Raw genomic sequence first — 23,062 nt, forward strand, 5'->3', positions numbered from 1 at the left:
GGGGACGGCTCCCACTCTACCCCTGCTCAGGGGCGGGTCAGCAGCCGCAGGAATCGGCCGGCGCCGGTGCCGGAGCGGGGGCACCGACACCGGGCAGGCCCAGGCCGACGCCGATGGGGTCGGTCGTGGGCACCTTCCCGGCGGCAGACATGTCGCCGGCGCGGGTACGGCGGTGGGAGGTGACGGGGGTGTCAGCAAGCAGGAAATACGGGGCGGAGCCGGTGACCGTGGTGGTGACCACATCCCCGGGGCGGATCTCCCCGTCCAGGGCACCCTCGGGAATGAAGTGCACCAGGCGGCCGTCGCGGGCCCGGCCGGTCATACGGCCGGTCTTCTTGCGGCCCTCCGCCTGGACGAGCAGCTCGACATCCGTGCCCACCAGCTCGGCGTTGAGTTCCCCGGCGATCCGGTCCTGCAGGGCGAGGAGGCGCTCGAAACGCTCCTGGACGACCTCCTTGGGCACCTGGTTGTCGTATTCCGCGGCCGGGGTACCCGGGCGCGCCGAATACTGGAAGGTGTAGGCGGAGGTGAACCGCGCCTTCTCCACGACGTCGAGGGTGTCCTGGAAATCCTCCTCCGTCTCGCCCGGAAAGCCGACGATGAGGTCGGTGGTGATCGACGCGTGCGGGATCTTGGCCCGGACCTCGTCCAGGATGGCCAGGAACTTCGTGGAGCGGTAGGAACGCCGCATCTCCTTGAGCACCTTGTCTGAACCTGACTGCAGCGGCATGTGCAGCTGGGGGCAGACGGCCGGGGTCTCCGCCATCGCATCGATGACATCGGAGGTGAACTCCGCCGGATGCGGGGAGGTGAAGCGCAGGCGCTCCAGGCCCTCGATCTGTCCGCAGGCACGCAGCAGCTTCGAGAAGGCGGAACGGTCGCGCTCCAGATCCGGGTCGGCGAAGTTCACACCGTAGGCGTTGACATTCTGCCCCAGCAGGGTCACCTCAGTCACGCCCTGATCGACCAGCGCCTGCACCTCGGCGAGGATGTCACCGGGGCGGCGGTCGATCTCCTTGCCGCGCAGGCTCGGGACGATACAGAAGGTACAGGTGTTGTTACAGCCCACGGAAACAGACACCCAGCCGGCGTAGGCCGATTCCCGCTTGGCGGGCAGCACCGAGGGGAAGGCCTCGAGCGAGTCGACGATCTCGACCTGGGCCTCCTCGTTGTGCCGGGCGCGCTCGAGCAGGGTCGGCAGCGAGCCGATGTTGTGTGTGCCGAAGACCACGTCCACCCACGGGGCGCGGGCCACCACGGTCTCACGGTCCTTCTGGGCCAGGCAGCCACCGACGGCGATCTGCATTCCCGGGTACCGGTCCTTGGTGGCCTTGAGGTTGCCGAGGGTGCCGTAGAGTTTCTCGTCGGCATTCTCCCGGACAGCACAGGTATTGAAGACCACCAGGTCAGCATCCGTTCCCGCGGAGGCGGCCGAATAACCCGCCCCCTCGAGCAGCCCGGACAGCCGCTCGGAGTCATGCACGTTCATCTGGCAACCGAAGGTGCGGACCTCGTAGGTCCTGGACGGGGTATCAACGGGGGTGTTCACGGCTGGTAATTGTAGCTTTCTCCAGCGGGGGCACCCAATCCGCGGTACCGGCCATGGAGCCGACCCACAGTGTCTACCAGGTTTTTCCTGAGGGCACCTCAGTCCGTCTTTGCCCGATCTTTGTCTGTTCTTTGTCCGGTCACAGAATCGTTTGCTCAAAGCCACACCCGTGACGCCCGCCTGTGCCTAAGATCAGACTATGACGCAGACCACACCCTCATCTGATCGTGGCCCCACGGCCACGCCCATGATCCGGATGACGGACGTGCAGAAGTACTTCGACGATTTCCACGCCCTCAAGGACATCAACCTTGAGGTACCCCGGGGACAGGTTGTCGTGGTGCTCGGCCCCTCCGGATCCGGCAAATCCACCCTGTGCCGCACCATCAACCGGCTCGAGACCATCGAGGAGGGCACCATCGAGGTCGATGGTGTGCACCTGCCCGAGGAAGGCCGTGCACTGGCCAGGCTCCGCGCTGACGTCGGCATGGTCTTCCAGTCCTTCAACCTGTTCCCCCACCTGACCATCCGCGACAATGTCACCCTCGGCCCGGTCAAGGTCAAGAAGATGAAGAAGGCCGAGGCCGGGAAACGGGCCATGGAACTGCTGGAGCGGGTGGGCATCGCCAACCAGGCCGACAAATATCCGGCCCAGCTCTCCGGCGGGCAGCAGCAGCGCGTGGCCATCGCCCGCGCACTGGCGATGAGCCCGAAGATCATGCTCTTCGACGAACCGACCTCCGCCCTCGACCCCGAGATGGTCAATGAGGTGCTCGACGTCATGGCCACCCTCGCCAAGGAGGGCATGACCATGGTCGTGGTCACCCACGAGATGGGATTCGCCCGCAAGGCGGCGGACCGTGTCCTGTTCATGGCCGACGGGGCGATCGTCGAGGACGACACCCCCGACGAATTCTTCACCAACCCGAAGACGGACCGCGCCAGGGATTTCCTGGGCAAGATCCTCTCCCACTGATGTGCCACCGCTAACCCTCAATTCCCGAAGGAAACGATGATCATGAAGAAGAATCTCCTGCGTCTCGCCGCTGCCACCTCCACCGTTGTCCTCACCGGAGTCACTCTCGCCGCCTGTGGCGGGTCCTCGGGCGGCGACGGCATGCTCGCCGCCATCGAGTCCGGTGAGGTCACCATCGGCACCAAATACGACCAGCCGGGTCTGGGCCTGCGCAACCCGGACGGCTCGATGTCCGGGCTCGACGTCGACGTCGCCGAGTTCGTGGTCAGCCAGATCGCCACCGACAACGGCTGGGAGACCCCCGCCATCACCTGGCGGGAGACCCCTTCCGCCCAGCGCGAGACTCTCATCCAGAACGGTGAAGTCGACCTCATCGCCGCCACCTACTCCATCAACGAGGGTCGCTCCCAGTCCGTCAACTTCGGTGGCCCCTACCTGGTCACCCACCAGGCCCTGCTGGTGCGTGAGGCAGAGACCGAGATCACCGACCTGGAGAGCCTCGACGGCAAGATCCTCTGCTCCGTCACCGGTTCCACCCCGGCCCAGACGGTCAAGGACGCCCTGCCGGGTGTCCAGCTCCAGGAGTACGACACCTACTCCTCCTGCGTCGAGGCACTGCGCCAGGGCAACATCGACGCGATGACCACCGACGCGACTATCCTGCTCGGTTACTCCGCGCAGGCCCCGGGCCAGTTCAAGGTTCTCGAGATGGAGCGTGACGGCGAACCGTTCACCAACGAGTACTACGGCATCGGCCTGGCCAAGGACGACACCGAGGGCACCGACGCGATCAACGCCGCGCTGACGGAGCTGCACGACTCGGGTGAATTCGACAGGTTGGTCCAGGAGAACCTCGGCAGCGACGAGTCCGTCTCCCCGGGCACCCCGGGTGACCTCTCCTTCCTCGACAACTAGCGGGCCGGGAGGATACCCCCATGGACGCACTCTGGGCCGATCTCGGCCCCCGGTTGTGGTCGGCCTTCTGGCTGACCATCCAGCTGACGATCTACTCCGCCATCGGCGCGATGATCCTCGGCACCATCCTCACCGCCATGAGGGTCTCCCCCGTCGGGATCCTGCGGAACATCGCGACCTTCTACATCAACACCCTGCGCAACACCCCGCTGACCCTCATCGTCATCTTCTGTTCCTTCGGGCTGTACCAGAACCTCGGACTGGTCCTGGCTGACCGCGGTTCACCCACCTTCCTGGTGGACCAGAACTTCCGTCTCGCCGTCCTCGGTTTCGTGCTCTACACCTCGGCGTTCGTGGCGGAGTCCCTGCGCTCCGGCATCAACACCGTGCACTTCGGCCAGGCGGAGGCGGCCCGGTCCCTGGGGCTGACCTTCGGGCAGAGTTTCAGCAACATCGTCTTCCCCCAGGCCGTCCGCGCCGCGATCGTGCCCCTGGGCAACACCCTCATCGCACTGACGAAGAACACCACCATCGCCTCGGCGATCGGCGTCGCCGAGGCCTCCCTGCTGATGAAGTCCACCATCGAGAACCACGCGAACCTGCTGTTCATCGTGTTCGGCATCTTCGCCCTGGGCTTCATCATCTTGACTCTGCCCACCGGACTGGCGCTCAGCCGGTTGTCCGACCGACTGGCGGTGAGGAAATAATGACCGTACGCGCCACAGTGCTCTACGACGCCCCCGGCCCCCGCGGCCGCCGCGTCAACCTCCTTTTGACCGTCGCCACCGTGGTCCTCGCCGTGCTCATCCTCGCCTGGATCGGCTGGACCCTGAACAACAACGGCCAGCTCGAGGCCGCGAAATGGACCCCGTTCCTGGATTCCCAGACCTGGCGGACCTACCTGCTCCCCGGCCTGTGGGGCACGCTGAAATCGGCTTTCCTGTCGATCATCCTCGCGATGATTGTCGGCGTGCTGCTGGGCCTGGGACGCCTGTCGGAACTGGCGTGGCTGCGCTGGATCTGTGCCGTGATCGTCGAGTTCTTCCGCGCCATCCCGGTGCTGCTGCTCATGATCTTCGCCTACCAGCTCTTCGCCGAGTACAACATGGTCCCCTCCCGGCAGCTCGCCTTCGCCGCGGTTGTCTTTGCACTGACCATGTACAACGGTTCCGTGGTCGCGGAGATCCTGCGTTCCGGCATCAACTCCCTGCCCAAGGGACAAACCGAGGCCGCCCGTGCGCTGGGCATGTCGCACCAGCAGACCATGCGGACGATCCTGCTGCCGCAGGCGATCGCCGCCATGCTGCCGGCGCTGATCGCCCAGATGGTCATCGCACTGAAGGACTCCGCGCTGGGTTACCAGATCGGCTACGTGGAGGTCGTCCGTTCCGGCATCCAGTCCGCCTCCTTCAACCAGAACTTCCTGGCCTCGCTGACGATCGTCGCGATCATCATGATCCTGATCAACTGGGCCCTGACCTCCCTGGCGCAGCGCGTTGAGCGGCAGTTGCGGGCCGGCCGGGCGCGCCGCAACATCCTGGCCAAGGTCCCGGAGATGCCCGACCAGGGCATCGACACCAAGGACAACGTCAACGTCGACTGGCAGGCCCCCGGTTACGTGGACATCCAGAACCCGGACCGCTGAATCCTCCTCCGACGGAAAAACCGCCGCCACCCGGCTCCGGGTGGCGGCGGTCCGCTGTTTTGCCGGCGGTGTCAGCCGAGACCGGCGATGCGTTCCTCGAGGGCCTCCCGCGCGATGCGCAGGCTCATGCCCTGGGGGAAACCACGGCGAGCCAGCACCCCGACGATGCGCCGCAGCGCCTTATCGGTTTCCGCCCGGTCGGCCGGGGCCTCCCGGATGGTGCGGGCCTTCTTCTCCGCCAGGGCCCGGGCGGTGGCCTCCTCATCGGCGGCGTCGATCTGGTCAAGGGCCTCGGCCCGCGTGGCGGAGTCGATGCCCTTCTGGCGCAGCTCCTGCTCCAGCACGCGGGTGGACTTGCCGCGGCGGGCGTGGCGCTGCCGGACCCATTCCCGGGCGAAGGCCGCGTCGTCGATGAGGTTGACCGCCGCCAGATCATCAAGCACGTCATCGACGACCACGGGTTCAAACTCGGCTTCGATGAGCCGCTCGCGCAGCTCCTGGCGGGATCGGGCCCGCACATCAAGCAGCCCCAGGGCGCGCCGGCGCACGGCCGCCTTGGCCTCCTCCGCTTCCCGGTCAAACTGGCCCGACCTGAATCCGGCGATCGCCTCCTTCAGCTGGGCGATCTTCTGCTCCCGGCTGGTCATGGCACCTCCTGCCCCGCTATTCCGCGGTGGCCGCAGCCTCGGCTTCAACTTCAGCCTCGGCCTCGTCGTCGAAGTCGACGTTGGGCACCATGTCGACCGGCTCGTCGGTGAGGGTGTCGCCTGCGGCGGCCGCCTCGGGCCCGATGCCCAGCTTGATGAAGATCTTGCGCTCGATCTCGTCGGCCAGCTCCGGAGTCTCCTTGAGCAGCAGGCGGGCCTTCTCCTTGCCCTGCCCGAGCTGGTCACCCTCGTAAGTGAACCAGGAGCCGGACTTCTTCACGATGCCGTTCTCCACACCGAGGTCGATGATGGAGGACTCCCGGGAGATGCCCTCGCCGTAGATGATGTCGAACTCGGCGATCTTGAAGGGCGGGGAGACCTTGTTCTTGACCACCTTGACGCGGGTGCGGTTACCGATGGCGTCCTGGCCGTCCTTGAGTGTCTGGATGCGGCGTACGTCGAGGCGGACCGAGGCGTAGAACTTCAGTGCCTTACCGCCGGTGGTGGTCTCCGGGGAGCCGAACATGACGCCGATCTTCTCGCGCAGCTGGTTGATGAAGATGGCGGTGGTGCCGGAGGTGTGCAGGGCTCCGGTCATCTTGCGCAGTGCCTGGCTCATCAGACGGGCCTGCAGGCCAACGTGGCTGTCACCCATCTCGCCCTCGATCTCGGCCTTCGGGGTCAGGGCCGCGACGGAGTCGATGACGAGGATGTCGATGGCGCCGGAGCGCACGAGCATGTCTGCGATCTCCAGGGCCTGCTCGCCGGTGTCCGGCTGGGAGACCAGCAGGTTGTCGGTGTCCACGCCGAGCTTCTTGGCGTAGTCGGGGTCCAGTGCGTGCTCGGCGTCGATGAAGGCGGCGATACCGCCGGCCTTCTGCGCCTGGGCGATGGCGTGCAGCGCCACGGTCGTCTTACCGGAGGACTCCGGGCCGTAGATCTCGACGACGCGGCCGCGGGGGAAACCTCCGATGCCGAGGGCCACATCGATCGCGGTGTTGCCGGAAGAGATGACCTGGATCGGCGGACGGTTCTCGTCACCGAGGCGCATGACCGCGCCCTTGCCGTAGTCCTTCTCGATCATCGCCAGCGCGGCGTCGAGAGCCTTCTGCCGGTCATCGCCCTTGGCGGAGGTGGCCTTCTTCTTGGTTGCCATGGTGGCGTTTCCTTCTGTTGGGTGGTCTGTGGTGACGTCGGTGGGTTGGTCGGGCAGGAAAGTGTCCATATCCTCTTGGACTCCGTTCGCCCCCGAAAGGCTCCCGGTTCAGGGATGTCCGCCCTCCCGCACGATGTTCTGGCCCCACGGTATCCACAGGGTGGGACACAAGGATCGTCGAGTTCGAACTTACACGCACGTTTGTTCGAAAGCAACGTCAGCGGCTGGGGTCATCACGTCCCAGTCGGCGCCCCTCCGGAACGTCGAAGTCATCACACAGCTCCAGCCACACCTTGCGCAGGTCAACGCCGTCCTCGATGAGCTGCTCCGGGGTGCGCCCACTGGAGACGAGCACGTGGGAGTGCGCGAGGAACCGCGCGTGGGCCCGCCCGAACTCGTCCTCGAGGAGCTGATGGAATTCCGTCAGTCGCATGCCCGCATGATACCGGGACCTGTGTCCACAGGCCTCCCCGACGCTCGACTGAACACCGTTCAGTGCTACCGTGTCCCCATGACCACAACCACCACCCGCACCTCGCGGTCCACGGTCCAGGACCTGGCATATGTTGCTGTTTTCGCGGCCCTGATCATCGTGCTCGCCTTCGTCGCCATCCCCCTCGGCGCCGCCGGCGTGCCGATCGTCCTCCAGAACGCGGCGATCGTGCTGGCCGGCCTCGTCCTCGGTGGCCGCCGCGGCTTCCTCGTCGCCGCGCTCGTCCTCTTCCTCGGCCTCATCGGCCTGCCCGTGCTCGCCGGTGGGCGCACCACGCTCGCGGCCCTGGCCGGCCCGACCGTCGGCTACCTCGTCGGATACCTCGTCTCTGCCGGTGTCGCGGGCGCCATCGCCTACCGTGCCCCCGCACGCAACCGCGGTGCCCAGGTCATGTGGTTCACCGGCGCCGCCGCTGTCGGCCTGCTGCTCCAGTACTTCTTCGGCGCCCTGGGACTGGTGTGGCGGGCCGGACTGAGCCTGGGCGAGTCGATCATCGCCCAGGGCGCCTTCCTCATCCCGGACGCCGCGAAATTCGCCGTCATGGTGGTCATCGCCCTCGGCATCCACGCCGCTTTCCCCGACCTCCTCTCCCGCAGGAAATAATGCCCGCCATCACCTTCGACAATGTCTCCGTCGTCTTCGACGGAGACATCTCCCCCACTCTGGACCAGGTCAACCTGGAGCTCACCGAACACCGGATCGGCGTCATCGGCGCCAACGGCTCCGGCAAATCCACCCTCGCCCGGCTCATCAACGGACTGGGCTCCCCCACCTCGGGGCAGGTCAGCATGGACGGACGCGACGTGGACAAATACGGCCGGGAGATCCGCCGCCGTGTCGGCTTCGTCTTCTCCGACGCCGAGAACCAGATCGTCATGCCCCAGGTGCGTGACGACGTCGCCTTCTCCCTGCGCCGCCTGAAACTCTCCCGCGCCGAACGCGACGCACGTGTCGACGCCGCCCTCGACCGCTTCGGCCTCACCCCTTTGGCCGAGGCCTCCCCCCACACGCTCTCCGGCGGTCAGAAACAGCTGCTCGCGCTCGCCGCCGTCCTGGTCATCGAACCCGAGCTGATCATCGCCGACGAACCGACCACACTGCTCGACCTGCGCAACCGCGTCCGCATCGCCCGGGAATTCGCCGCGCTGGAGCAGCAGCTCATCGTGGTCACCCACGACCTGGACCTCCTCGAGGACTTCGACCGCGTCATCTGCCTGGACAACGGCCGCATCATCGCCGACGGCAACCCCCGCGAGGTGTGCGCCCACTACCGGGGAGTGATGCTGGCGTGAGGAACATCCCGCTGGGTGTCCACCTTCCCGGGAACACCCTGATCCACCGTGCCCCCGCAGGCTGGAAATTCCTCGCCCTCCTGGCCCTCATCCTGACCTCCACCTTGCTGGTGGACACCCCTGCCATGGCCACCCTGTGGCTGGGCGTGGTGGCCGTGGGTTATGTGGTGGCCCGCGTGCCACTGCGGATGGCCCTCGGGCAGACCCTCCCCGTGTTGCCGGTCCTGCTGGCACTGGGAGCCTTCCAGTGGTGGCAGCGCGGCCTCGACCTCGCGCTGACCATGGTGCTCGTCCTGTGGGCCTCCGTGGCCGCCGCCGCGCTGCTCACCCTGACCACCACCATCGCTGAACTGATGGGAGCGATCGAGAAGGGGCTGTCCCCCTTCGCCCGCTTCGGCCTGCCCGTGGAGACCATCTCCCTGGCGGTCTCCCTGACCTTCCGCCTCATCCCCCTCCAGCTGGCCACCGTGCAGGAGGTGCTGGCCGCACGTAAGGCCCGCGGGGCAGGCTTCTCCATCGCGGCCTTCGGCACCCCCGTGCTCATCCGTTCCATCCGCCGCGCCCGGCTGCTCGCGGAGGCCCTCACCGCCCGCGGTGTCGGCGACTGATCCTGAAATCCGCCCTCGCCCCAGGCACAGAAAAACTCCCCGGAAACCAGTGGTTTCCGGGGAGTCTGCTTGTCTACGGGCTACTCGCCGCGCAGTTCGCGCATGCGGCGGGCGACGGCGTCATCGGCGACGTTGTCGGCACCGGGCGCGCCGCCCTCGATCGCCTTGTCCGCGGCCGGGGAGGACAGCTCGTTGCCGCCCTTCATCTCAGCGCGGATCTGCTCGAGGCGGGAGTGTCCGGCCATCTGGATGCCGGCCTGCTGCACCTCGGCCATGCGGCCCTCGACAGAGTTCTGAGCCAGCTCGGCCTGGCCGAGCGCGTTGGCGTAGCGGCGCTCGATCTTCTCGCGCACCTGGTCCAGGTTCGGGGTGGAACCGGCGGTGATGGAGTTCATGGACTGCAGGGACTCAGAGACCTTCTCCTGCATCTTGGCCTGCTCCAGCTGGGAGAGCAGCTTGGTGCGCTCGGCGACCTTCTGCTGCAGGGCCATGGAGTTGCGCTCGACGGCCTGCTTGGCCTGGTCAGCCTGCTGCAGGGACTGGTCGTGAAGCTGCTTGGTGTCCTCGACGGACTGTTCCGCGGTGACCAGCTGGGCGGCGAAGGCCTCGGCAGCGTTCTCGTACTCGACGGCCTTCTTCTCATCGCCCTCGGCGCGGGCCTTGTCAGCCAGCTGCAGGGCCTGACGGGTGTTGGCCTGGAGCTTCTCGATCTCGCCGAGACGACGGTTCAGCTGCATTTCCAGCTGACGCTGGTTGCCGATGACGGCAGCGGCCTGCTGCGACAGCTCCTGGTGCTGGCGCTGCGCGTCCTCGATGGCCTGCTGAATCTGCACCTTCGGATCGGCGTTCTCCTCGATCTTCGAGTCGAACAGCGCCATCAGGTACTTCCATGCCTTGACGAAGGGATTAGCCATGTCGGATCGGGCCTTCCTAGATTTTGTTCAACGTTAACGCCACCATGGTAGCGGACAGAACCACGTACCGTCGGGCGGTGTTATGCGCGCAGGGTGCCCGTGACGAATTCCTCCGTGACGGACTGGAGCGCCATGGAACCGGCGGCCTCGATGAGGACGTCCGCGACCGAGGTGCCCAGCGCATGGCACACGGACGCCAACAGTTCGGAGGAGACCTCCTTGCGGCCGCGTTCCAGTTCGGACAGGTAACCGGGTGAGACACGCGCAGATTCTGCGAGTTCCCGCAGAGTGATGCCCTTTTCCGCCCGGAACGAGCGGAGGGCAGCACCGAGTGCCTCCCGGAGCAGGGGTTCAGGGGCCCGCCGGGGAGCGACGAGCGGGGTATCAATGACAGCGGTGGTAACCATTACTCCTTCTAACGACCAGCGGCACCGGTTTGTTCCACCCGGGCCAGCAACCCTTCCAGTGCGGCGGCCACGGCGGCCTCCCGGATCTCCCGGCGGGAGCCGGTGAAGTTGTGTCCCTGTGTCTCGACGCCGCCCTCGTCCGCGTAACCGATCCAGACCTCCCCCACCGGGCGTCCGTCCTGTGGATCGGGTCCGGCCACCCCGGTCAGGGACACGCCCCAGTCCGCGAGGCAGACCTTGCGCACCCCCACCGCCATGGCGGCGGCCGCCTCCGTGGAGACGGGACCGAAGGTGTCCAGCACCTGAGCCGGGACACCTGCGAGCAACATCTTCAGCTCGGTGGCGTAGGTGATCAGCCCGCCCCGCAACACCGTGGAGGCACCGGGGGTGTCGGCGAGCGTCGCGGTGGCCAGGCCCGCGGTCAGGGACTCGCAGAACGCGACGGTGAGACCGCGGCTGCGCAACGCGTCGACGAGGGTCACGGCTGCCGCCGGGAATCGATCAGGTACTGCACACCCGTCCACACGGTGACCACCACGGCGGCGAGCATGACCAGCCAGCTCGGCAGATCCATCCACGCCGGCAGGGGCATCAGGTACAGGCCCACGGCGACTGCCTGCAGGGTGGTCTTGACCTTGCCACCCTTCGATGCGGGGACGACCAGCCCACGGCGCAGCATGACCATCCGCCAGACGGTGATGCCGAACTCACGCACCAGGATCACGACGGTGACCCAGACGGGCAGGACACCGATGATGTTCAGACTGACCAGCGCGGCGGTCATGAGGGCCTTGTCGGCGATCGGGTCGGCGATCTTGCCGAAGTCCGTCACCAGGTTGCGGGCCCGGGCGATGTCCCCGTCAAGTTTGTCGGTGATCATCAGGGCCACGAAGACGCCGAAGGCCCACCACATGTGATCGGCCAGCACGAGCCAGACGAACAGCGGGATGACCACGATCCGCAGACTCGTCAACACATTGGGCAGGTTGAAGTTGCTGGGTTTCGCGGGCGTCGGTGCAGTCACGCCACACACCCTACCTGCCCGGGGCCGAGTAGCATTTCTAGGCATGAAATACTTTGCAGTCCATTACCAGTACCCCCATGAGGCAGCGGAGATTGTCGCGCTGCGCCCCGAACACCGCGAATGGCTGGCCACCCTGGCCGCCGCGGGCCAGCTCGTCGGCTCCGGCCCCTACACCGACGGTGAGGGCAGCGCGCTGATCATCATCCGTCTCCCCGAGACCGCCACGCTGCGTGACGCCGAGGAGCTCATGGATAACGACCCGTTCACCCGCGAGAACGCGCTTGCGGGCCGCACCGTCCGGGAGTGGAACCCCGTGCTGAACGTGTTCCGCGGCCCGGACGGGAACTGACCTACTCCCTGTTGCGCGGGATGCCTGCCTGGCCGGTCTGATCGGCCGGCAGGTCCGGCTCCGCATCCCCGTACTTCTCGTCGTCGGTGAGCTCATGCTCTTCCTCGCGGACGAAGACGCGGGTGTCGATGGCACCCTGGGACTTCTCCCAGTGGTTGCGCCAGATGGACGCGAGCACCGTCACCGTCAGGATGCCCACGATGGCCACCAGCGACCATTCCGTCGCGATCTCCGGCACCGTCACGTTGTCACCGCCGTTGACGAACGGCAGGTTGTTCTCGTGCAGGGCGTGCAGCAGCAGCTTCACGCCGATGAAGCCCAGGATCAGCGCCAGGCCGTAGGGCAGGTAGACCAGACGGTCAAGCAGACCGTCGAGCAGGAAGTACATCTGGCGCAGGCCCATCAGCGAGAAGGCGTTGGTGGTGAACACCAGGTAGGCCTCCGTGGTGATGCCGTAGATCGCCGGGATGGAGTCGAAGGCGAACATGACGTCCACGAGGCCGATGGCCACCAGCGCCACGAACAGCGGCGTGAGGGCAAATTTTCCGTGGAAGCGGGTGGTGAGCTTGTCGCCGTCGTAGCCCGGGGTGACCGGCACGACCTTGCGCAGCCATTTGATGATCCGCATGTCGTTGGGGTCGGTCTCTGGGGCGTCGGTGATCTCGTCCCACAGCAGCTTGACCGCGGTCCACAGCAGGAAGGCCGCAAACAGGTAGAACACGTCCGACCAGGCGGAGATGACGGCGGCACCCATGAGGATGAACACCAGGCGGAAGACCAGCGCCAGCACAATGCCGATGAGCAGCACCTTCTGCTGGTATTTGCGCGGGATCTTGAAGGCGCCCATGATCAGGGCGAACACGAAGAGGTTGTCCACGCTCAGCGCCTTCTCCGTCACATAGCCGGTGAAGTACTCGATGCCGTGCTGGTGGTCCCACATGAAGTAGACGAACACACCGAACAACAGCGCGATGCCGACGTAGAACGCCGACCAGATCCCCGATTCCTTGAGCGTGGGCTCATGCGGGGTACGGACGTGGCTGTAGAAGTCGAAAACGAAGAATCCGAGAATCACCGCAATGGTGGCGATCCAGATCCACAATGGAATGGTCAAGGCCAATGCCTCCGGTCTTTTCTGGGTAGATGAATGACCGGAGGTCTCCCCCACCCGCAGACTCTGCGGGCCGACGCGACCGGGCCGTGGGGCCGTGCTGACGGTCAGTGCCGATTATGAGGTACTCCCCTCCATGACAAAGTCACACTATACACAACCGGCGCCTAAAAAGCCCCTGCCGATGGGTTGTAGGTCGCCTGCACGACGCGGGTCTCCCCCTCCGGTTCCCCGGTGGGGGCCTCGTCCTCCCAGCCGGCCTCCTTGGGCGCCTCGGCCGGGTCGGCGCCCTTGATCATCCAGATGATGGTGTCCAGCTCGTCGGGTTTGACCAGGACGTCGCGGGCCTTGGACCCCTCGGAGGGGCCGACCACGCCGCGGGTCTCCATGAGGTCCATGAGACGGCCGGCCTTGGCGAAGCCGATGCGCAGCTTGCGCTGGAGCATGGAGGTTGAGCCGAGCTGCGAGGTGACGACGAGTTCGACGGCCTCGAGCAGGTCGTCCATGTCCTTGCCGATGTCCTCGTCGATCTCCTTCTTCGCGTCGGAGGTCTTGTCGTCGGTCACACCCTCGGTGTAGGTGGGCTCAGCCTGGCCCTTGGCGGCATCCACGACCGCCTGGACCTCCTCGTCGGTGACGAAGGCACCCTGCAGGCGCTGAGGCTTGCCCGCGCCCTGGGGGATGAACAGGGCGTCGCCCATGCCGATGAGTTTCTCCGCGCCCGGCTGGTCGAGGATGACGCGGGAGTCGGTGAGCGAGGAGGTGGCGAAGGCGAGACGGGAGGGGACGTTCGTCTTGATCAGGCCGGTGACCACGTCGACCGAGGGTCGCTGGGTGGCCAGGACGAGGTGGATGCCGGCCGCACGCGCCTTCTGGGTGATGCGGACGATCGATTCCTCGATCTCCTTCGGGGCGGTCATCATGAGGTCGGCGAGCTCGTCGACCACGCAGATGATGAAGGGGTACGGGCGGTACTCCCGCTGGGAACCGGGCGGGGCGGTGATCTCGCCGGACTTGACCTTGCGGTTGTAGTCCTTGATGTGGCGCACGCGGGTGGACTTCATGTCCAGGTAGCGCTGTTCCATCTCCTCAACCAGCCACTGGAGGGCCGCGGCGGCCTTCTTCGGCTGGGTGATGATGGGGGTGATCAGGTGCGGGATGCCCTCGTAGGGGGTCAGTTCGACCATCTTCGGGTCGACGAGGATGAGGCGGACCTCCTCAGGGGTGGCGCGGGTGAGCAGGGAGACGAGCATCGAGTTGATGAAGGCGGACTTACCGGAGCCGGTGGAACCGGCGACCAGCAGGTGCGGCATCTTCTGTGCCGAGTGGGAGACGAACTCACCCTCGATGTCCTTGCCCAGGCCGATGAGCATGGGGTCGTGGTTGCCGCGGGTGGCGGGTGCGTTGAGGACATCCGCCAGCCGGACCATCTCGCGGTCGCTGTTGGGCACCTCGATACCGACGAGCGATTTGCCCGGGATCGGGGTGAGCAGGCGCACGTTGTCGGTCGCCACGGCGTAGGCCAGGTTGGACTGCAGGTTGGTGATCTTGGAGACCTTCACGCCCGGGCCCAGCTCCACCTCGTAGCGGGTGACGGTCGGGCCGCGGGAGAAACCGGTGACGGTGGCGTCGACGTGGAACTCGGCGAAAACGTCGGTGATCGCCTCGATCATCCGGTCGTTGGCCTCGGTCCGGGTCTTGGGTTTGTCGCCGTCGATGAGCAGGTCGGTGCTCGGCAGCTGGTAGTCGGTGGTCGTCTCCGGCTGGCGCGCGGCCGGTGCCGGCGCGGGGGTCTCCTCGCGCTCGGACTTCGGGGTGGCTGCGGGTACCTGGCGGGCGACGATCGCCCGGCGCATCGCCTGGTGTGACTGGGCGACGGCGTCCTCGGCGGCCTCCGGGGCCACGGCCGGGAACTCGTCGGTGTCGGTGACCTCCCGGCTGACCGGGGTGTCAAAGAGGGTGTGCTGGGTGTCGTGCTCGAATTCCTCGGCGTGCTCAGGCTCGGCGGGGTAGTTGTCCAGCGGGGTGCTTCTCGACGCCCGCGGCAGCGCTCGTTTCCTCGGCGCCGGCGTGACAGCGGGGCGCGGGGTGCGTCGGCGGCCCTCGGTGAGTTCCTCGATGTCGTCGTCGACGTGGCCGTAGATGTCATCGTCCTCGACGTCGTCGAAGGCCTCCTCCGTGCCGCGGAGGTCACCGATGAGTTCGCGGACATGATCGAATGCCTCGCGGGTGGTGATGCCGGTGACCTTGAGCGCCCCGTAGATGATGACCAGGACGAGCAGCGGGACCGCAACATAGGAACTGAAACCCGCGGCAAGTGTGCCACCGGTCCAGGTGCCCAGGGCACCGCCCGCGGTGGCACGGCCGACCCAGTCGGTCGGGTTGCCCGCGAAGACGTGCACCAGTCCGAGCATGGACACCACGATGAGGGTGGTGCCCACGGCGATGCGGGGCCGGTCGCCGGGGAGGTTGCTCACGCCCAGCATGAGGGCGACGGCCAGGCCGACGAGTGCGACGGGCAGGACGAGTGCGCCCGCCCCGATGACCAGGTGGGTGACGTGCGAGATCGCCTCGCCGACTGGGCCGGCGATGTCCAGCCAGACGGAGGCACCGAGCACCGCCGCCAGGCCGAGGAGGAGGAGCGCGACACCGTCCATGTCGGCTCCCGGACGCTGGTCCTCGTCGTCGTCACCGGTGTTTTTGGCGATGACCGTGGTCTTCCCCGTCTCCCGTTCCGTTGTCTCGTCGTCTGATCCGCGGCGGCGCGCCGACCGGGTGAGGTTGCCCATGCCGCGGGCGGTGGCACCGAAGAAGGTGCTGACCCCGTCGCTGACAGCACGAAAAGCGCTGCCGGTCCTCTCCTCGGAGGTCTCGGCAGCGCGGGAAGCGGACCTCGGGGTGACCGCAGTGCCGGAACCCCGGGAGCGTGTGGTCCCCGCGGGTCGGGTGCGGTCAGCCGTGCGCCCCTTGTTCGGGGAGCGCTTGGTTGAACGTGGCGCCGAGTTTCGTACAGACATGATCCCCACTGTAGTTGCTCATGCCACACTATTCACATCAGCCACACCGGACACCTGGTCGAATTCCGCTGCATTTATATCAAGTCTACAAGCCTGACCTGCGGGCGCACTCGAGGTTTCCCTCAACCTTCAGCTCCACGGCGTCCCGCCCGAAGACCCACAGCAGCAGCTCCCCCACGTCCCCCCGGATCCGCAGGACGTTCTCTCCGTCTGCGCTCACGCCCCGCTGATCCGCCGCGATGATCCGTGGGAAACCGGTCGCGTGCAGGATGACAGGCACGGTGCTGCTCTTCAGGGTGCGGGGAGCCATCGTGGAGAGGACACGGTAGAGCTGCTCCTGCACCACGCGGCTGAAGTCCCGGGGACGGGCCACCCCGTCCCCGCGGCGGACGTCCTCGTGGTGGACGAAATGCTCCGCCAGGTTCATGACGGGATCGACGAAGCGGACCGGGTTGAACCGGCCCGGCCCGGCCGCCCAGTCACCGACCAGCTCGGTGTAGTCACGCTCGCCGGCCTTCGCGCTCGCGCGTGCCAGGAAGCCGGACATCGCCGGCACGAACATCCCGGCGGCCGCCCGCGGATTGTTCTCACGCAGGTACAGGTGCACCGCCATATCGCGGGTGTTCCACCCTTCGCAGAGGGTGGGGGCATCAGGGCCGAGTTCCAGCAGGAGGTCGGCGAGGCGGGCGCGTTCGGCGGAGGAAAAAGACATGCACCCCAGCATAGTGCTGGGGTGCATGTCCGGCGGAGGACCTAGAGCGACGGAGGTGCGGAAGCCCGGACCTCTGCGTCGTCGATGGTCTCGTCTAGATCGGAGCTCATCGGGACGACCGTCGGCAGGATCATCGGCTCGCGGCGCCACTTCTGCTCCACGAAGCGGGAGATCCGGCGGCGCAGCTGCTGGACCATGCGGTAGGGGTTGTTCTCGCCCTCGGCGGCGAGATCGTTCATCACGTTCTCGACCAGCTCGCGGACCTCGGGCGTCATGGCACGATCGTCGTCGGAGAATCCCTTGGTCTGCACAGTCGGGGTCTCCATGAGACGGCCGGTGCGGTTGTCGATCACCGCGGTGATCGAGATCAGGCCACCGGAGGCCAGACTGGTGCGGTCGGCGAGGACATCGGCGTCGATGTCTCCCATGGTGGTGCCGTCCACGTAGAGGTTACCCACCGGGATCTGACCGACGACCCTGGCGCGGCCGTCGACCAGGTCGACGACGACACCGTTCTGCGCGAGCACCACGTTCTCGCGGGGGGTGCCGGTGGCGATGGCCAGTTCCTTGTTTGCCCGCAGGTGACGCCACTCACCGTGGACCGGCATGGCGTTCTTCGGACGGGCCGCGTTGTAGAGGAACAACAACTCACCGGCGTAGCCGTGACCGGAGGTGTGGACCTTGGCGTCATTGCCGGTGACGACGTTCGCACCGATCTGGGACAGCATGTTGATGACGCCGTAGATCGCCTCCTCGTTGCCCGGGATGAGTGAGGAGGACATGATGATCATGTCGCCGTCACGCACAGTGATCTGGCGGTGCTCACGACGCGCCATGCGGGATAGGGCGGCCATCGGCTCGCCCTGGGTGCCGGTGGTGATCAGCAGGACCTTGTGCGGGGCCAGCTTGGCTGCGTCATCCATGGAGACGATGGTGCCGCGCGGGGCCTTGAGGTACCCCATCTTCTCGGCGATCTCCATGTTGCGGATCATCGAACGACCGTTGAAGGCGACCTTACGGCCGTTGGCCACGGCCGCGTCGATGGCAGCCTGCACCCGGTAGACGTTGGAGGCGAAAGAAGCGAAGATCACGCGCTGGTTCGCTTCGCCGATCAGACGCTTGAGTGTCGGGATGATCTCGGACTCAGACGGCGAGACACCCGGGGTAGTGGCGTTGGTGGAGTCGCACAGCATCAGGTCGACGCCCTCGTCGCCGAACCGGGACAGTGCCGGCAGGTCGGTGGGACGGCCGCTCGGCGGACGCTGGTCCAGCTTGATGTCGCCGGTGTGGATCACCAGACCGGCGCCGGTCTTGATGGCCAGGCCCAGGCAGTCCGGGATCGAGTGGTCCACGTCCCAGAAACGGATGTTGAACGGGCCGCGGTTCTCGTCGGACTGGGCGTTGACCTCAATCATCTTCGGACGCAGGCGGTGCTCCTTGCACTTGGCGGCAATGAGCGCGAGCGTGAAGCGGGAGGCCAGGATCGGGATGTCCGCACGCAGCTTGAGCAGCCACGGGATCGCGCCGATGTGGTCCTCATGAGCGTGGGTGACCACGAGGGCATCGACGCGGTCCAGGTGATCCTCGATCGGGCCGAAGTCCGGCAGGATCAGGTCGACGCCCGGCTCGCCCGAGGAGGGGAAGAGCACGCCGCAGTCGACGATGAGCAGACGGTTGTTGTACTCGAAGACCGTCATGTTGCGGCCGATCTCAGAGATACCGCCGAGCGCGTAGATGCGCAGACCGTTACGCGGTGCCTTCGGCGGGGCCGGCAGGCGCTTGGTCAGGTCAGCGCCCTGCATGGACTTGACCACGTTACGACGCCCGCGGCCACCCCCCTGCTGGCCGCCCTGCCCCTGGCCGCCGCCCTGGTTAGCCTGGCCCTGGCCGCCACGGCCGCCGCGGGAGCCGCGTCCCCGGCCGGAACCCGAGGTACCCCGGGAGCGGCCGGAACCGCGGGAGGTGTTCTCAGGTTCCTGTCCGCCCTTGGCGGGTGCGGTGGATTCGGAACCGCTCGTCTCCGGATTCGGTGCCTGGAAGACCGGGGATGCGGAAGAACTCTCGGTCTCCGGCGGACCAGCCTTACGGGTGACCTTCCGGGCACGATTACGGGATTCAGTCATATTTAAAGGACTCCAGCCTTTTCCATGTCACGGCGGAGGGCCTCGATCTCCTGCTCGTCAGGTGCGACGACAGGCAGACGCGGGTCCCCCACCTCAATGCCCTGCAGTCGCAGGGCAGCCTTGGCCATGCTGGCACCACCCAGGCGGGCCTGGGCGGCGATCAGCGGTGTAAGAACAGTGGCGTTGATTTCCCGCGCACGGGCGAGGTCGCCTTCCTCGAAACTTGTGTGGAGCTCACGCAGGGCACGTGGTGCGGCATGACCGACCACGGAGATGAAACCTGTGGCGCCGATCGACAGCCACGGGATGTTCAGCGGGTCATCGCCGGAGTAGTAGGCGAGACCGGTCTCGTGCATGAGCAGCGCAGACTCACCCATATTACCCTTTGCATCCTTGACCGCAAGTATGTTGGGGATCTCGGCGAGTCGGCGGAGGGTTCCCTGCTCGATCGGGATCGAGGAACGCGGCGGGATGTCGTAGAGGCACACGGGGAGGTCAGTGGCGCCTGCGACAGCCGAGAAGTGCTGGTAGAGCCCTTCCTGGCTGGGCTTGGAGTAGTACGGGGTGACCACCAGCAGCGCGTCGGCGCCAGCCTCGGCGGAGGCCCGTGCAAGCTCAACAGAATCGGCCGTGTTGTTGGTGCCGGCACCCGCGATGAGCTTCGCGCGGTCGCCGACCTCCTCCTTCACGGCCCTGAGCAGAGCCGTCTTCTCCGCCACCGTCGTCGTCGGCGACTCACCGGTGGTGCCTGCCAGCACCAGGGAATCAAGTCCGTTGTCGACGAGGTGTGCTGCGAGGCGACGGCCGGCTTCAACATCAAGGGCGCCGTCACGGTCGAAGGGGGTGACCATGGCGACGCAGACGGTACCGAAGTGCTCGGATCCGGTCTTCGCTGTCAAACCTGTACTCATGGTGGTCAAGGTTACCTGCTTACCTTTCCTCTGGGGGAATCACTAGAATTCGGTGGCGTAGGGGCTGACGGCCATCTCGGTGCCGTCGGCCAGCCGGGAGATCTGGAAATCCGCGAACAGTACCGGGGACTGCTGCGCCAGCAGACGCAGACAGGCCACCGCCAGTGCCCGGATCTCGACGTCGGCGTGTTCCGTCGCGCGGGCACCGATGAAGTGGCGCCAGGCCCGGTAGTTGCCGGTGACGACGATGCGGGACTCCGTCGCGTTGGGTAGTACGCTGCGGGCCGCCTGGCGGGCCTGCTTCTTGCGCAGCAGCGCGTTGGGTTCGTCGGTGAGCCGCTCCTCGAGGGCGTCGAGAAGCTCCTGGTAGATGAAGCGGGATTCGTCGACGGCACGCAGCATCAGGTCGGCGAGCTGCGGATCGTCGGCGATGAGTTTCGGCAGCACGACCTCGGCTTCGTCCGAGTGGACGAAACGCTGCGAGAGCTGCGAGAAACTGAAGTTCCGGTGGCGGACCAGCTCATGGGTGGCCGAGCGGGAGATGCCGCGGATGTAGAGCGTGGCGGTGGCGTGCTCCAGTAGGGCGGTGTGGCCGACCTCCATGATGTGGCGGAGGTAGGCGTCGTTCGCCGCGGTGCGCGGGTTGGGTTTGCCGAAGGACTCGTAGCAGGCGCGGCCGGCGAACTCGACGAGCGCCTCGGCGTCGGTGGCCGTGTCATCAGCCGCCCAGTCCACCCCCTCCGGCGGGGTGAAGCGGGTCGCTGCGATCAGCTGGACGTCCAGTTCGACGGGCTTCGCCATCGCCTAGACCCCCAGGTAGCCGTCGAGTCCCACGGTCAGGCCGTCGTGGCCGGCGACCTCGCGCACGCCGAGGAGCACGCCGGGCACAAATGAGGTGCGGTCGTAGGAGTCCTGGCGGATGGTCAGGGTCTGTCCCTGGGAGCCGAAGATGATGTCCTCGTGGGCGACCATGCCGGTCATGCGGATGCCGTGGACCTTGACGCCGTCGACGTCAGCGCCGCGGGCACCCTCGAGCGTCTGCTCGGTGGCGTCCGGGATCGGGCCGAGGCCGGCCTCCTCACGCGCCCGGGCGATGCCCTGTGCGGTGTGGATCGCGGTGCCGGAGGGGGCGTCCAGCTTATGGGGGTGGTGGTACTCCACGACCTCGGCGGAATCGAAGAAACGGGCGGCCTGCTTCGCAAACGCCATGGCCAGCACCGCGGAGATGGCGAAGTTCGGGGCGATGAGGACGTTGCCCGCACCGTCAGCCGCGCACCACTGCCGGACCTGGTTGAGGCGTTCCTCGTCGAAGCCGGTCGTGCCCACCACGGCGTGGATGCCGTTGGCGATGCAGAACTCCAGGTTGCCCATCACGGAACCCGGGGTGGTGAAGTCGACGACGACCTCCGCGCCGGCGTCGATAAGCGTCTGCAGATCATCGTCCTGATCGACCTGCGCCACCAGCTCGAGATCCTCTGCGGCGTTCACGCCCTCGCACACCGCCGAACCCACGCGTCCCTTCGCGCCGAGTACTCCCACCTTGATGGCCATGGTTCCTCCTGTTATGTCGGTTATCCGGTGTCCCAGTCTAGGCTGCACGTAGCCGGACAGGGCCACGGCACTCCCCACGGGGTGCCACTAGAATCCGGGCATGCGCATCAGCCCGTTGGCTGACGCTGGTCTCCCCGGAGCAGCCGGAGGGCCCCGAACTGCTGCTGGAACCCATGGGACATCCCGCCACCCGGGCCTTCCCCCAGTTCGAGGTCGCCGATATCCACGCCGAACACGCCCGCCTGCGCGAACTCGGGGTGTGCTTCCTCATGGCGCCCATCGAGGCTGGTCCGGTCACCGTCGCGGTCTTCGACGACACCTGCGGCCACTACATCCAGCTGATCCAGCCGGATGCGGCAACTACGATGGATCCATGACCGCTTATCGACGCCCCCTGCTCCCCGCCGCCCTCACCGCTGCTGCGCTGTTGCTCGTCGCCTGCGGCAACGGCGGTGTTTCCTCCGCCCCGACCACGACCATCGCCACCGACTCAGAGTCGGGTACCTCAACGGTGACCGCCACGGCCAACCCGACCGCCACAGCCGATGAACGGCCCCTGGGCAAGCCGGACCTGCTGCCGAAAGCCCAGGAGACACAGTGGAGCGAGGACTTCATCATCCTCGACAACATCCGCGCGGGCAGCCACCAGGGCTTCGACCGGGTCGTCTTCGACCTCACCGACGGCGCCGACCCCGGCTGGCAGATCGACTACGTCGACGAGCCGCTCCAACAGGCCTCCGGAAACCCCGTCGACGTGGCCGGCAACGCCTTCCTGCACGTGATGATCACCAACACGACCTACCCCTTCGAGCTCGGGATCGAGGACCCTCTCGATCCGGGTACCTTCCCGGGTGCTGGCCAGGTCAACGAGATCGCCTACACCAGCATCTTCGAGGGCTACACCGAGGCTTACATCGGCCTGGACGAACAACTCCCCTACTCCGTGACCCTGCTGCACAACCCCACCCGCGTGGTCATCGACTTCGAGCACCAGTGATGATCTCACCCTCCCCGGGCATGCCCACCGAACCGTCCGCGAAACGGAATGTCATGGGCAGGCCCCGGCAGTTCTCCCAGTCAGGTGAGTCCGTGACCTGGATGTGCAGGTGCGGCTGAGTGGAGTTGCCGGAGTTGCCGCACTCCCCGATCTACTCCCCCGCCATCACCTGCTGGCCCGACTGCACCCGGACCGAGCCCCGCCGCAGGTGCACCATGCTCACGTAATACCCACCGGCGTCGATGATGACGTGGTTGCCGGTGATCGCGGTGATTCCACCACGGCGGTACCGGGCCAGCTGGCTGAGGACATAAGGCACGAGCGTGAGCTGGGACCGGCGGGCCACGTGGTCCGTTTCCCCGTCATGGGCCATGACCACCTGCCCGCCGACCGGGGCGAGGACCGGCCGGCCGAAGCCGGCGAACTTCTCCGGCCGTTCGGTGCCGAAGGCGGAGGCCCAGCCCCACGGTGCAGACCTCCCCCGCTCATCCACCCCGATCAGATCAATCGAATACGTGGTGCCGAGCAGGTGGCTGCCGTGGCTGGGGACCTTCCGGGCGGGACTGTTGCGCGCCAGCCAACGTCCGGTGAGCGGGAATCGGAGTATCACTGGATCGTCCACGCCCCCAGTATGCGGAACAAACGCCCCCGCCTGCTCCCTGAGG

General features: G+C 66.7%; 26 protein-coding genes. 10 read left to right on the forward strand and 16 right to left on the reverse strand.

Features of this window, described 5'->3' with window-relative positions:
• Nucleotides 1-37 precede the first annotated feature (37 nt).
• On the reverse strand, nt 38-1,549 hold the full coding sequence (miaB, locus tag NYP18_RS05840; RefSeq protein ID WP_259427231.1) for a tRNA (N6-isopentenyl adenosine(37)-C2)-methylthiotransferase MiaB: 1,512 nt from the start codon (nt 1,547-1,549) through the stop codon (nt 38-40).
• Nucleotides 1,550-1,796: 247 nt separating this feature from the next.
• Between miaB and gluA the strand changes: the two genes are divergently transcribed.
• Genes gluA through NYP18_RS05860 form a run of 4 tightly spaced genes read left to right on the forward strand, consistent with a single transcriptional unit; the run spans nt 1,797 to nt 5,085 of the window.
• The gene (gene gluA, locus NYP18_RS05845; protein ID WP_259427441.1) at nt 1,797-2,525 is read left to right on the forward strand and encodes a glutamate ABC transporter ATP-binding protein GluA; all 729 of its coding nucleotides are present in this window, start codon (nt 1,797-1,799) and stop codon (nt 2,523-2,525) included.
• A 42-nt stretch (nt 2,526-2,567) separates the two neighbouring features.
• Nucleotides 2,568-3,440 (forward strand): glutamate ABC transporter substrate-binding protein, encoded by an 873-nt coding sequence (locus NYP18_RS05850; RefSeq protein WP_259427232.1) that lies wholly within the window; start codon nt 2,568-2,570, stop codon nt 3,438-3,440.
• 20 nt (nt 3,441-3,460) lie between these two features.
• Nucleotides 3,461-4,147 (forward strand): glutamate ABC transporter permease GluC, encoded by a 687-nt coding sequence (gene gluC / locus NYP18_RS05855; protein ID WP_259427233.1) that lies wholly within the window; start codon nt 3,461-3,463, stop codon nt 4,145-4,147.
• Nucleotides 4,147-5,085, forward strand: coding sequence for an amino acid ABC transporter permease (locus NYP18_RS05860; RefSeq protein WP_259427234.1), 939 nt, complete (start codon nt 4,147-4,149; stop codon nt 5,083-5,085). The genes gluC and NYP18_RS05860 overlap by 1 nt, the downstream gene beginning before the upstream one ends.
• A gap of 71 nt (nt 5,086-5,156) precedes the next feature.
• Here NYP18_RS05860 and recX read toward each other — a convergent pair whose 3' ends face one another.
• From recX to NYP18_RS05875, 3 genes are all read right to left on the reverse strand, one after another.
• Complete coding sequence (gene recX / locus NYP18_RS05865) at nt 5,157-5,732, reverse strand: recombination regulator RecX (protein WP_259427235.1); 576 nt, start codon at nt 5,730-5,732, stop codon at nt 5,157-5,159.
• A gap of 16 nt (nt 5,733-5,748) precedes the next feature.
• Nucleotides 5,749-6,888, reverse strand: coding sequence for a recombinase RecA (recA, locus tag NYP18_RS05870; protein WP_259427236.1), 1,140 nt, complete (start codon nt 6,886-6,888; stop codon nt 5,749-5,751).
• Between the two features lie 217 nt (nt 6,889-7,105).
• Nucleotides 7,106-7,321: a DUF3046 domain-containing protein gene (locus NYP18_RS05875; RefSeq protein WP_259427237.1), complete on the reverse strand. Its 216-nt coding sequence runs from the start codon at nt 7,319-7,321 to the stop codon at nt 7,106-7,108.
• Nucleotides 7,322-7,399: 78 nt separating this feature from the next.
• On the opposite strand from NYP18_RS05875, the gene NYP18_RS05880 reads away from it, so the two are divergent.
• Genes NYP18_RS05880 through NYP18_RS05890 form a run of 3 tightly spaced genes read left to right on the forward strand, consistent with a single transcriptional unit; the run spans nt 7,400 to nt 9,281 of the window.
• Nucleotides 7,400-7,984 carry a biotin transporter BioY gene (locus NYP18_RS05880; protein WP_259427238.1) on the forward strand — a complete coding sequence of 195 codons (585 nt, stop codon included), beginning with the start codon at nt 7,400-7,402 and terminating at the stop codon, nt 7,982-7,984.
• Nucleotides 7,984-8,673 carry an energy-coupling factor ABC transporter ATP-binding protein gene (locus NYP18_RS05885; protein ID WP_259427239.1) on the forward strand — a complete coding sequence of 230 codons (690 nt, stop codon included), beginning with the start codon at nt 7,984-7,986 and terminating at the stop codon, nt 8,671-8,673. Before NYP18_RS05880 ends, NYP18_RS05885 begins: the two co-directional genes overlap by 1 nt.
• Entirely contained in the window at nt 8,670-9,281 is a 612-nt protein-coding gene (locus tag NYP18_RS05890) for a CbiQ family ECF transporter T component (protein WP_259427240.1), read from the forward strand. Before NYP18_RS05885 ends, NYP18_RS05890 begins: the two co-directional genes overlap by 4 nt.
• 80 nt (nt 9,282-9,361) lie before the next feature.
• On the opposite strand, the gene NYP18_RS05895 is transcribed toward NYP18_RS05890, so the two are convergent.
• The 4 genes from NYP18_RS05895 to pgsA form a co-directional block, all read right to left on the reverse strand.
• Nucleotides 9,362-10,195, reverse strand: a complete 834-nt coding sequence (locus NYP18_RS05895; protein ID WP_259427241.1) for a PspA/IM30 family protein — start codon at nt 10,193-10,195, stop codon at nt 9,362-9,364.
• Between the two features lie 80 nt (nt 10,196-10,275).
• Nucleotides 10,276-10,602, reverse strand: coding sequence for a helix-turn-helix domain-containing protein (locus tag NYP18_RS05900; protein ID WP_259427242.1), 327 nt, complete (start codon nt 10,600-10,602; stop codon nt 10,276-10,278).
• An 8-nt stretch (nt 10,603-10,610) separates the two neighbouring features.
• The gene (locus NYP18_RS05905; RefSeq protein ID WP_259427243.1) at nt 10,611-11,084 is read right to left on the reverse strand and encodes a CinA family protein; all 474 of its coding nucleotides are present in this window, start codon (nt 11,082-11,084) and stop codon (nt 10,611-10,613) included.
• On the reverse strand, nt 11,081-11,626 hold the full coding sequence (gene pgsA / locus NYP18_RS05910; RefSeq protein ID WP_259427244.1) for a CDP-diacylglycerol--glycerol-3-phosphate 3-phosphatidyltransferase: 546 nt from the start codon (nt 11,624-11,626) through the stop codon (nt 11,081-11,083). The genes NYP18_RS05905 and pgsA overlap by 4 nt, the downstream gene beginning before the upstream one ends.
• Nucleotides 11,627-11,669: 43 nt before the next feature.
• Here pgsA and NYP18_RS05915 point away from each other — a divergent pair, with 43 nt between their 5' ends.
• Entirely contained in the window at nt 11,670-11,975 is a 306-nt protein-coding gene (locus NYP18_RS05915) for a YciI family protein (protein ID WP_259427245.1), read from the forward strand.
• A 1-nt stretch (nt 11,976) separates the two neighbouring features.
• Here the strand turns inward: NYP18_RS05915 and NYP18_RS05920 are convergent, their stop codons facing one another.
• The 7 genes from NYP18_RS05920 to dapB all read right to left on the reverse strand — a co-directional run bounded on the left by NYP18_RS05920 (nt 11,977) and on the right by dapB (nt 21,400).
• Nucleotides 11,977-13,089 (reverse strand): TerC family protein, encoded by a 1,113-nt coding sequence (locus NYP18_RS05920; protein ID WP_259427246.1) that lies wholly within the window; start codon nt 13,087-13,089, stop codon nt 11,977-11,979.
• A gap of 164 nt (nt 13,090-13,253) precedes the next feature.
• Nucleotides 13,254-16,103, reverse strand: coding sequence for an FtsK/SpoIIIE family DNA translocase (locus NYP18_RS05925; RefSeq protein ID WP_259427247.1), 2,850 nt, complete (start codon nt 16,101-16,103; stop codon nt 13,254-13,256).
• Between the two features lie 85 nt (nt 16,104-16,188).
• Nucleotides 16,189-16,815 carry a TIGR03085 family metal-binding protein gene (locus NYP18_RS05930; protein ID WP_259427248.1) on the reverse strand — a complete coding sequence of 209 codons (627 nt, stop codon included), beginning with the start codon at nt 16,813-16,815 and terminating at the stop codon, nt 16,189-16,191.
• Nucleotides 16,816-16,856: 41 nt separating this feature from the next.
• Complete coding sequence (locus NYP18_RS05935; protein WP_259427249.1) at nt 16,857-18,938, reverse strand: ribonuclease J; 2,082 nt, start codon at nt 18,936-18,938, stop codon at nt 16,857-16,859.
• 2 nt (nt 18,939-18,940) lie between these two features.
• Complete coding sequence (gene dapA / locus NYP18_RS05940; RefSeq protein ID WP_259427250.1) at nt 18,941-19,849, reverse strand: 4-hydroxy-tetrahydrodipicolinate synthase; 909 nt, start codon at nt 19,847-19,849, stop codon at nt 18,941-18,943.
• Nucleotides 19,850-19,891: 42 nt separating this feature from the next.
• A complete protein-coding gene (gene thyX, locus NYP18_RS05945; protein ID WP_126121525.1) occupies nt 19,892-20,650 on the reverse strand; it encodes an FAD-dependent thymidylate synthase in 759 nt (252 codons plus the stop codon).
• A 3-nt stretch (nt 20,651-20,653) separates the two neighbouring features.
• A complete protein-coding gene (gene dapB / locus NYP18_RS05950; protein WP_259427251.1) occupies nt 20,654-21,400 on the reverse strand; it encodes a 4-hydroxy-tetrahydrodipicolinate reductase in 747 nt (248 codons plus the stop codon).
• A gap of 119 nt (nt 21,401-21,519) precedes the next feature.
• Here dapB and NYP18_RS05955 point away from each other — a divergent pair, with 119 nt between their 5' ends.
• Nucleotides 21,520-21,777 carry a VOC family protein gene (locus NYP18_RS05955; protein ID WP_369415245.1) on the forward strand — a complete coding sequence of 86 codons (258 nt, stop codon included), beginning with the start codon at nt 21,520-21,522 and terminating at the stop codon, nt 21,775-21,777.
• Nucleotides 21,774-22,397 carry an AMIN-like domain-containing (lipo)protein gene (locus NYP18_RS05960; protein ID WP_259427253.1) on the forward strand — a complete coding sequence of 208 codons (624 nt, stop codon included), beginning with the start codon at nt 21,774-21,776 and terminating at the stop codon, nt 22,395-22,397. The genes NYP18_RS05955 and NYP18_RS05960 overlap by 4 nt, the downstream gene beginning before the upstream one ends.
• A 151-nt stretch (nt 22,398-22,548) precedes the next feature.
• Here the strand turns inward: NYP18_RS05960 and NYP18_RS05965 are convergent, their stop codons facing one another.
• Nucleotides 22,549-23,019, reverse strand: coding sequence for a M23 family metallopeptidase (locus NYP18_RS05965; protein WP_259427254.1), 471 nt, complete (start codon nt 23,017-23,019; stop codon nt 22,549-22,551).
• Nucleotides 23,020-23,062 lie beyond the last annotated feature (43 nt).

This window comes from Corynebacterium lemuris (genome assembly GCF_024919295.1).
Taxonomy (GTDB): Bacteria; Actinomycetota; Actinomycetes; order Mycobacteriales; family Mycobacteriaceae; genus Corynebacterium; species Corynebacterium lemuris.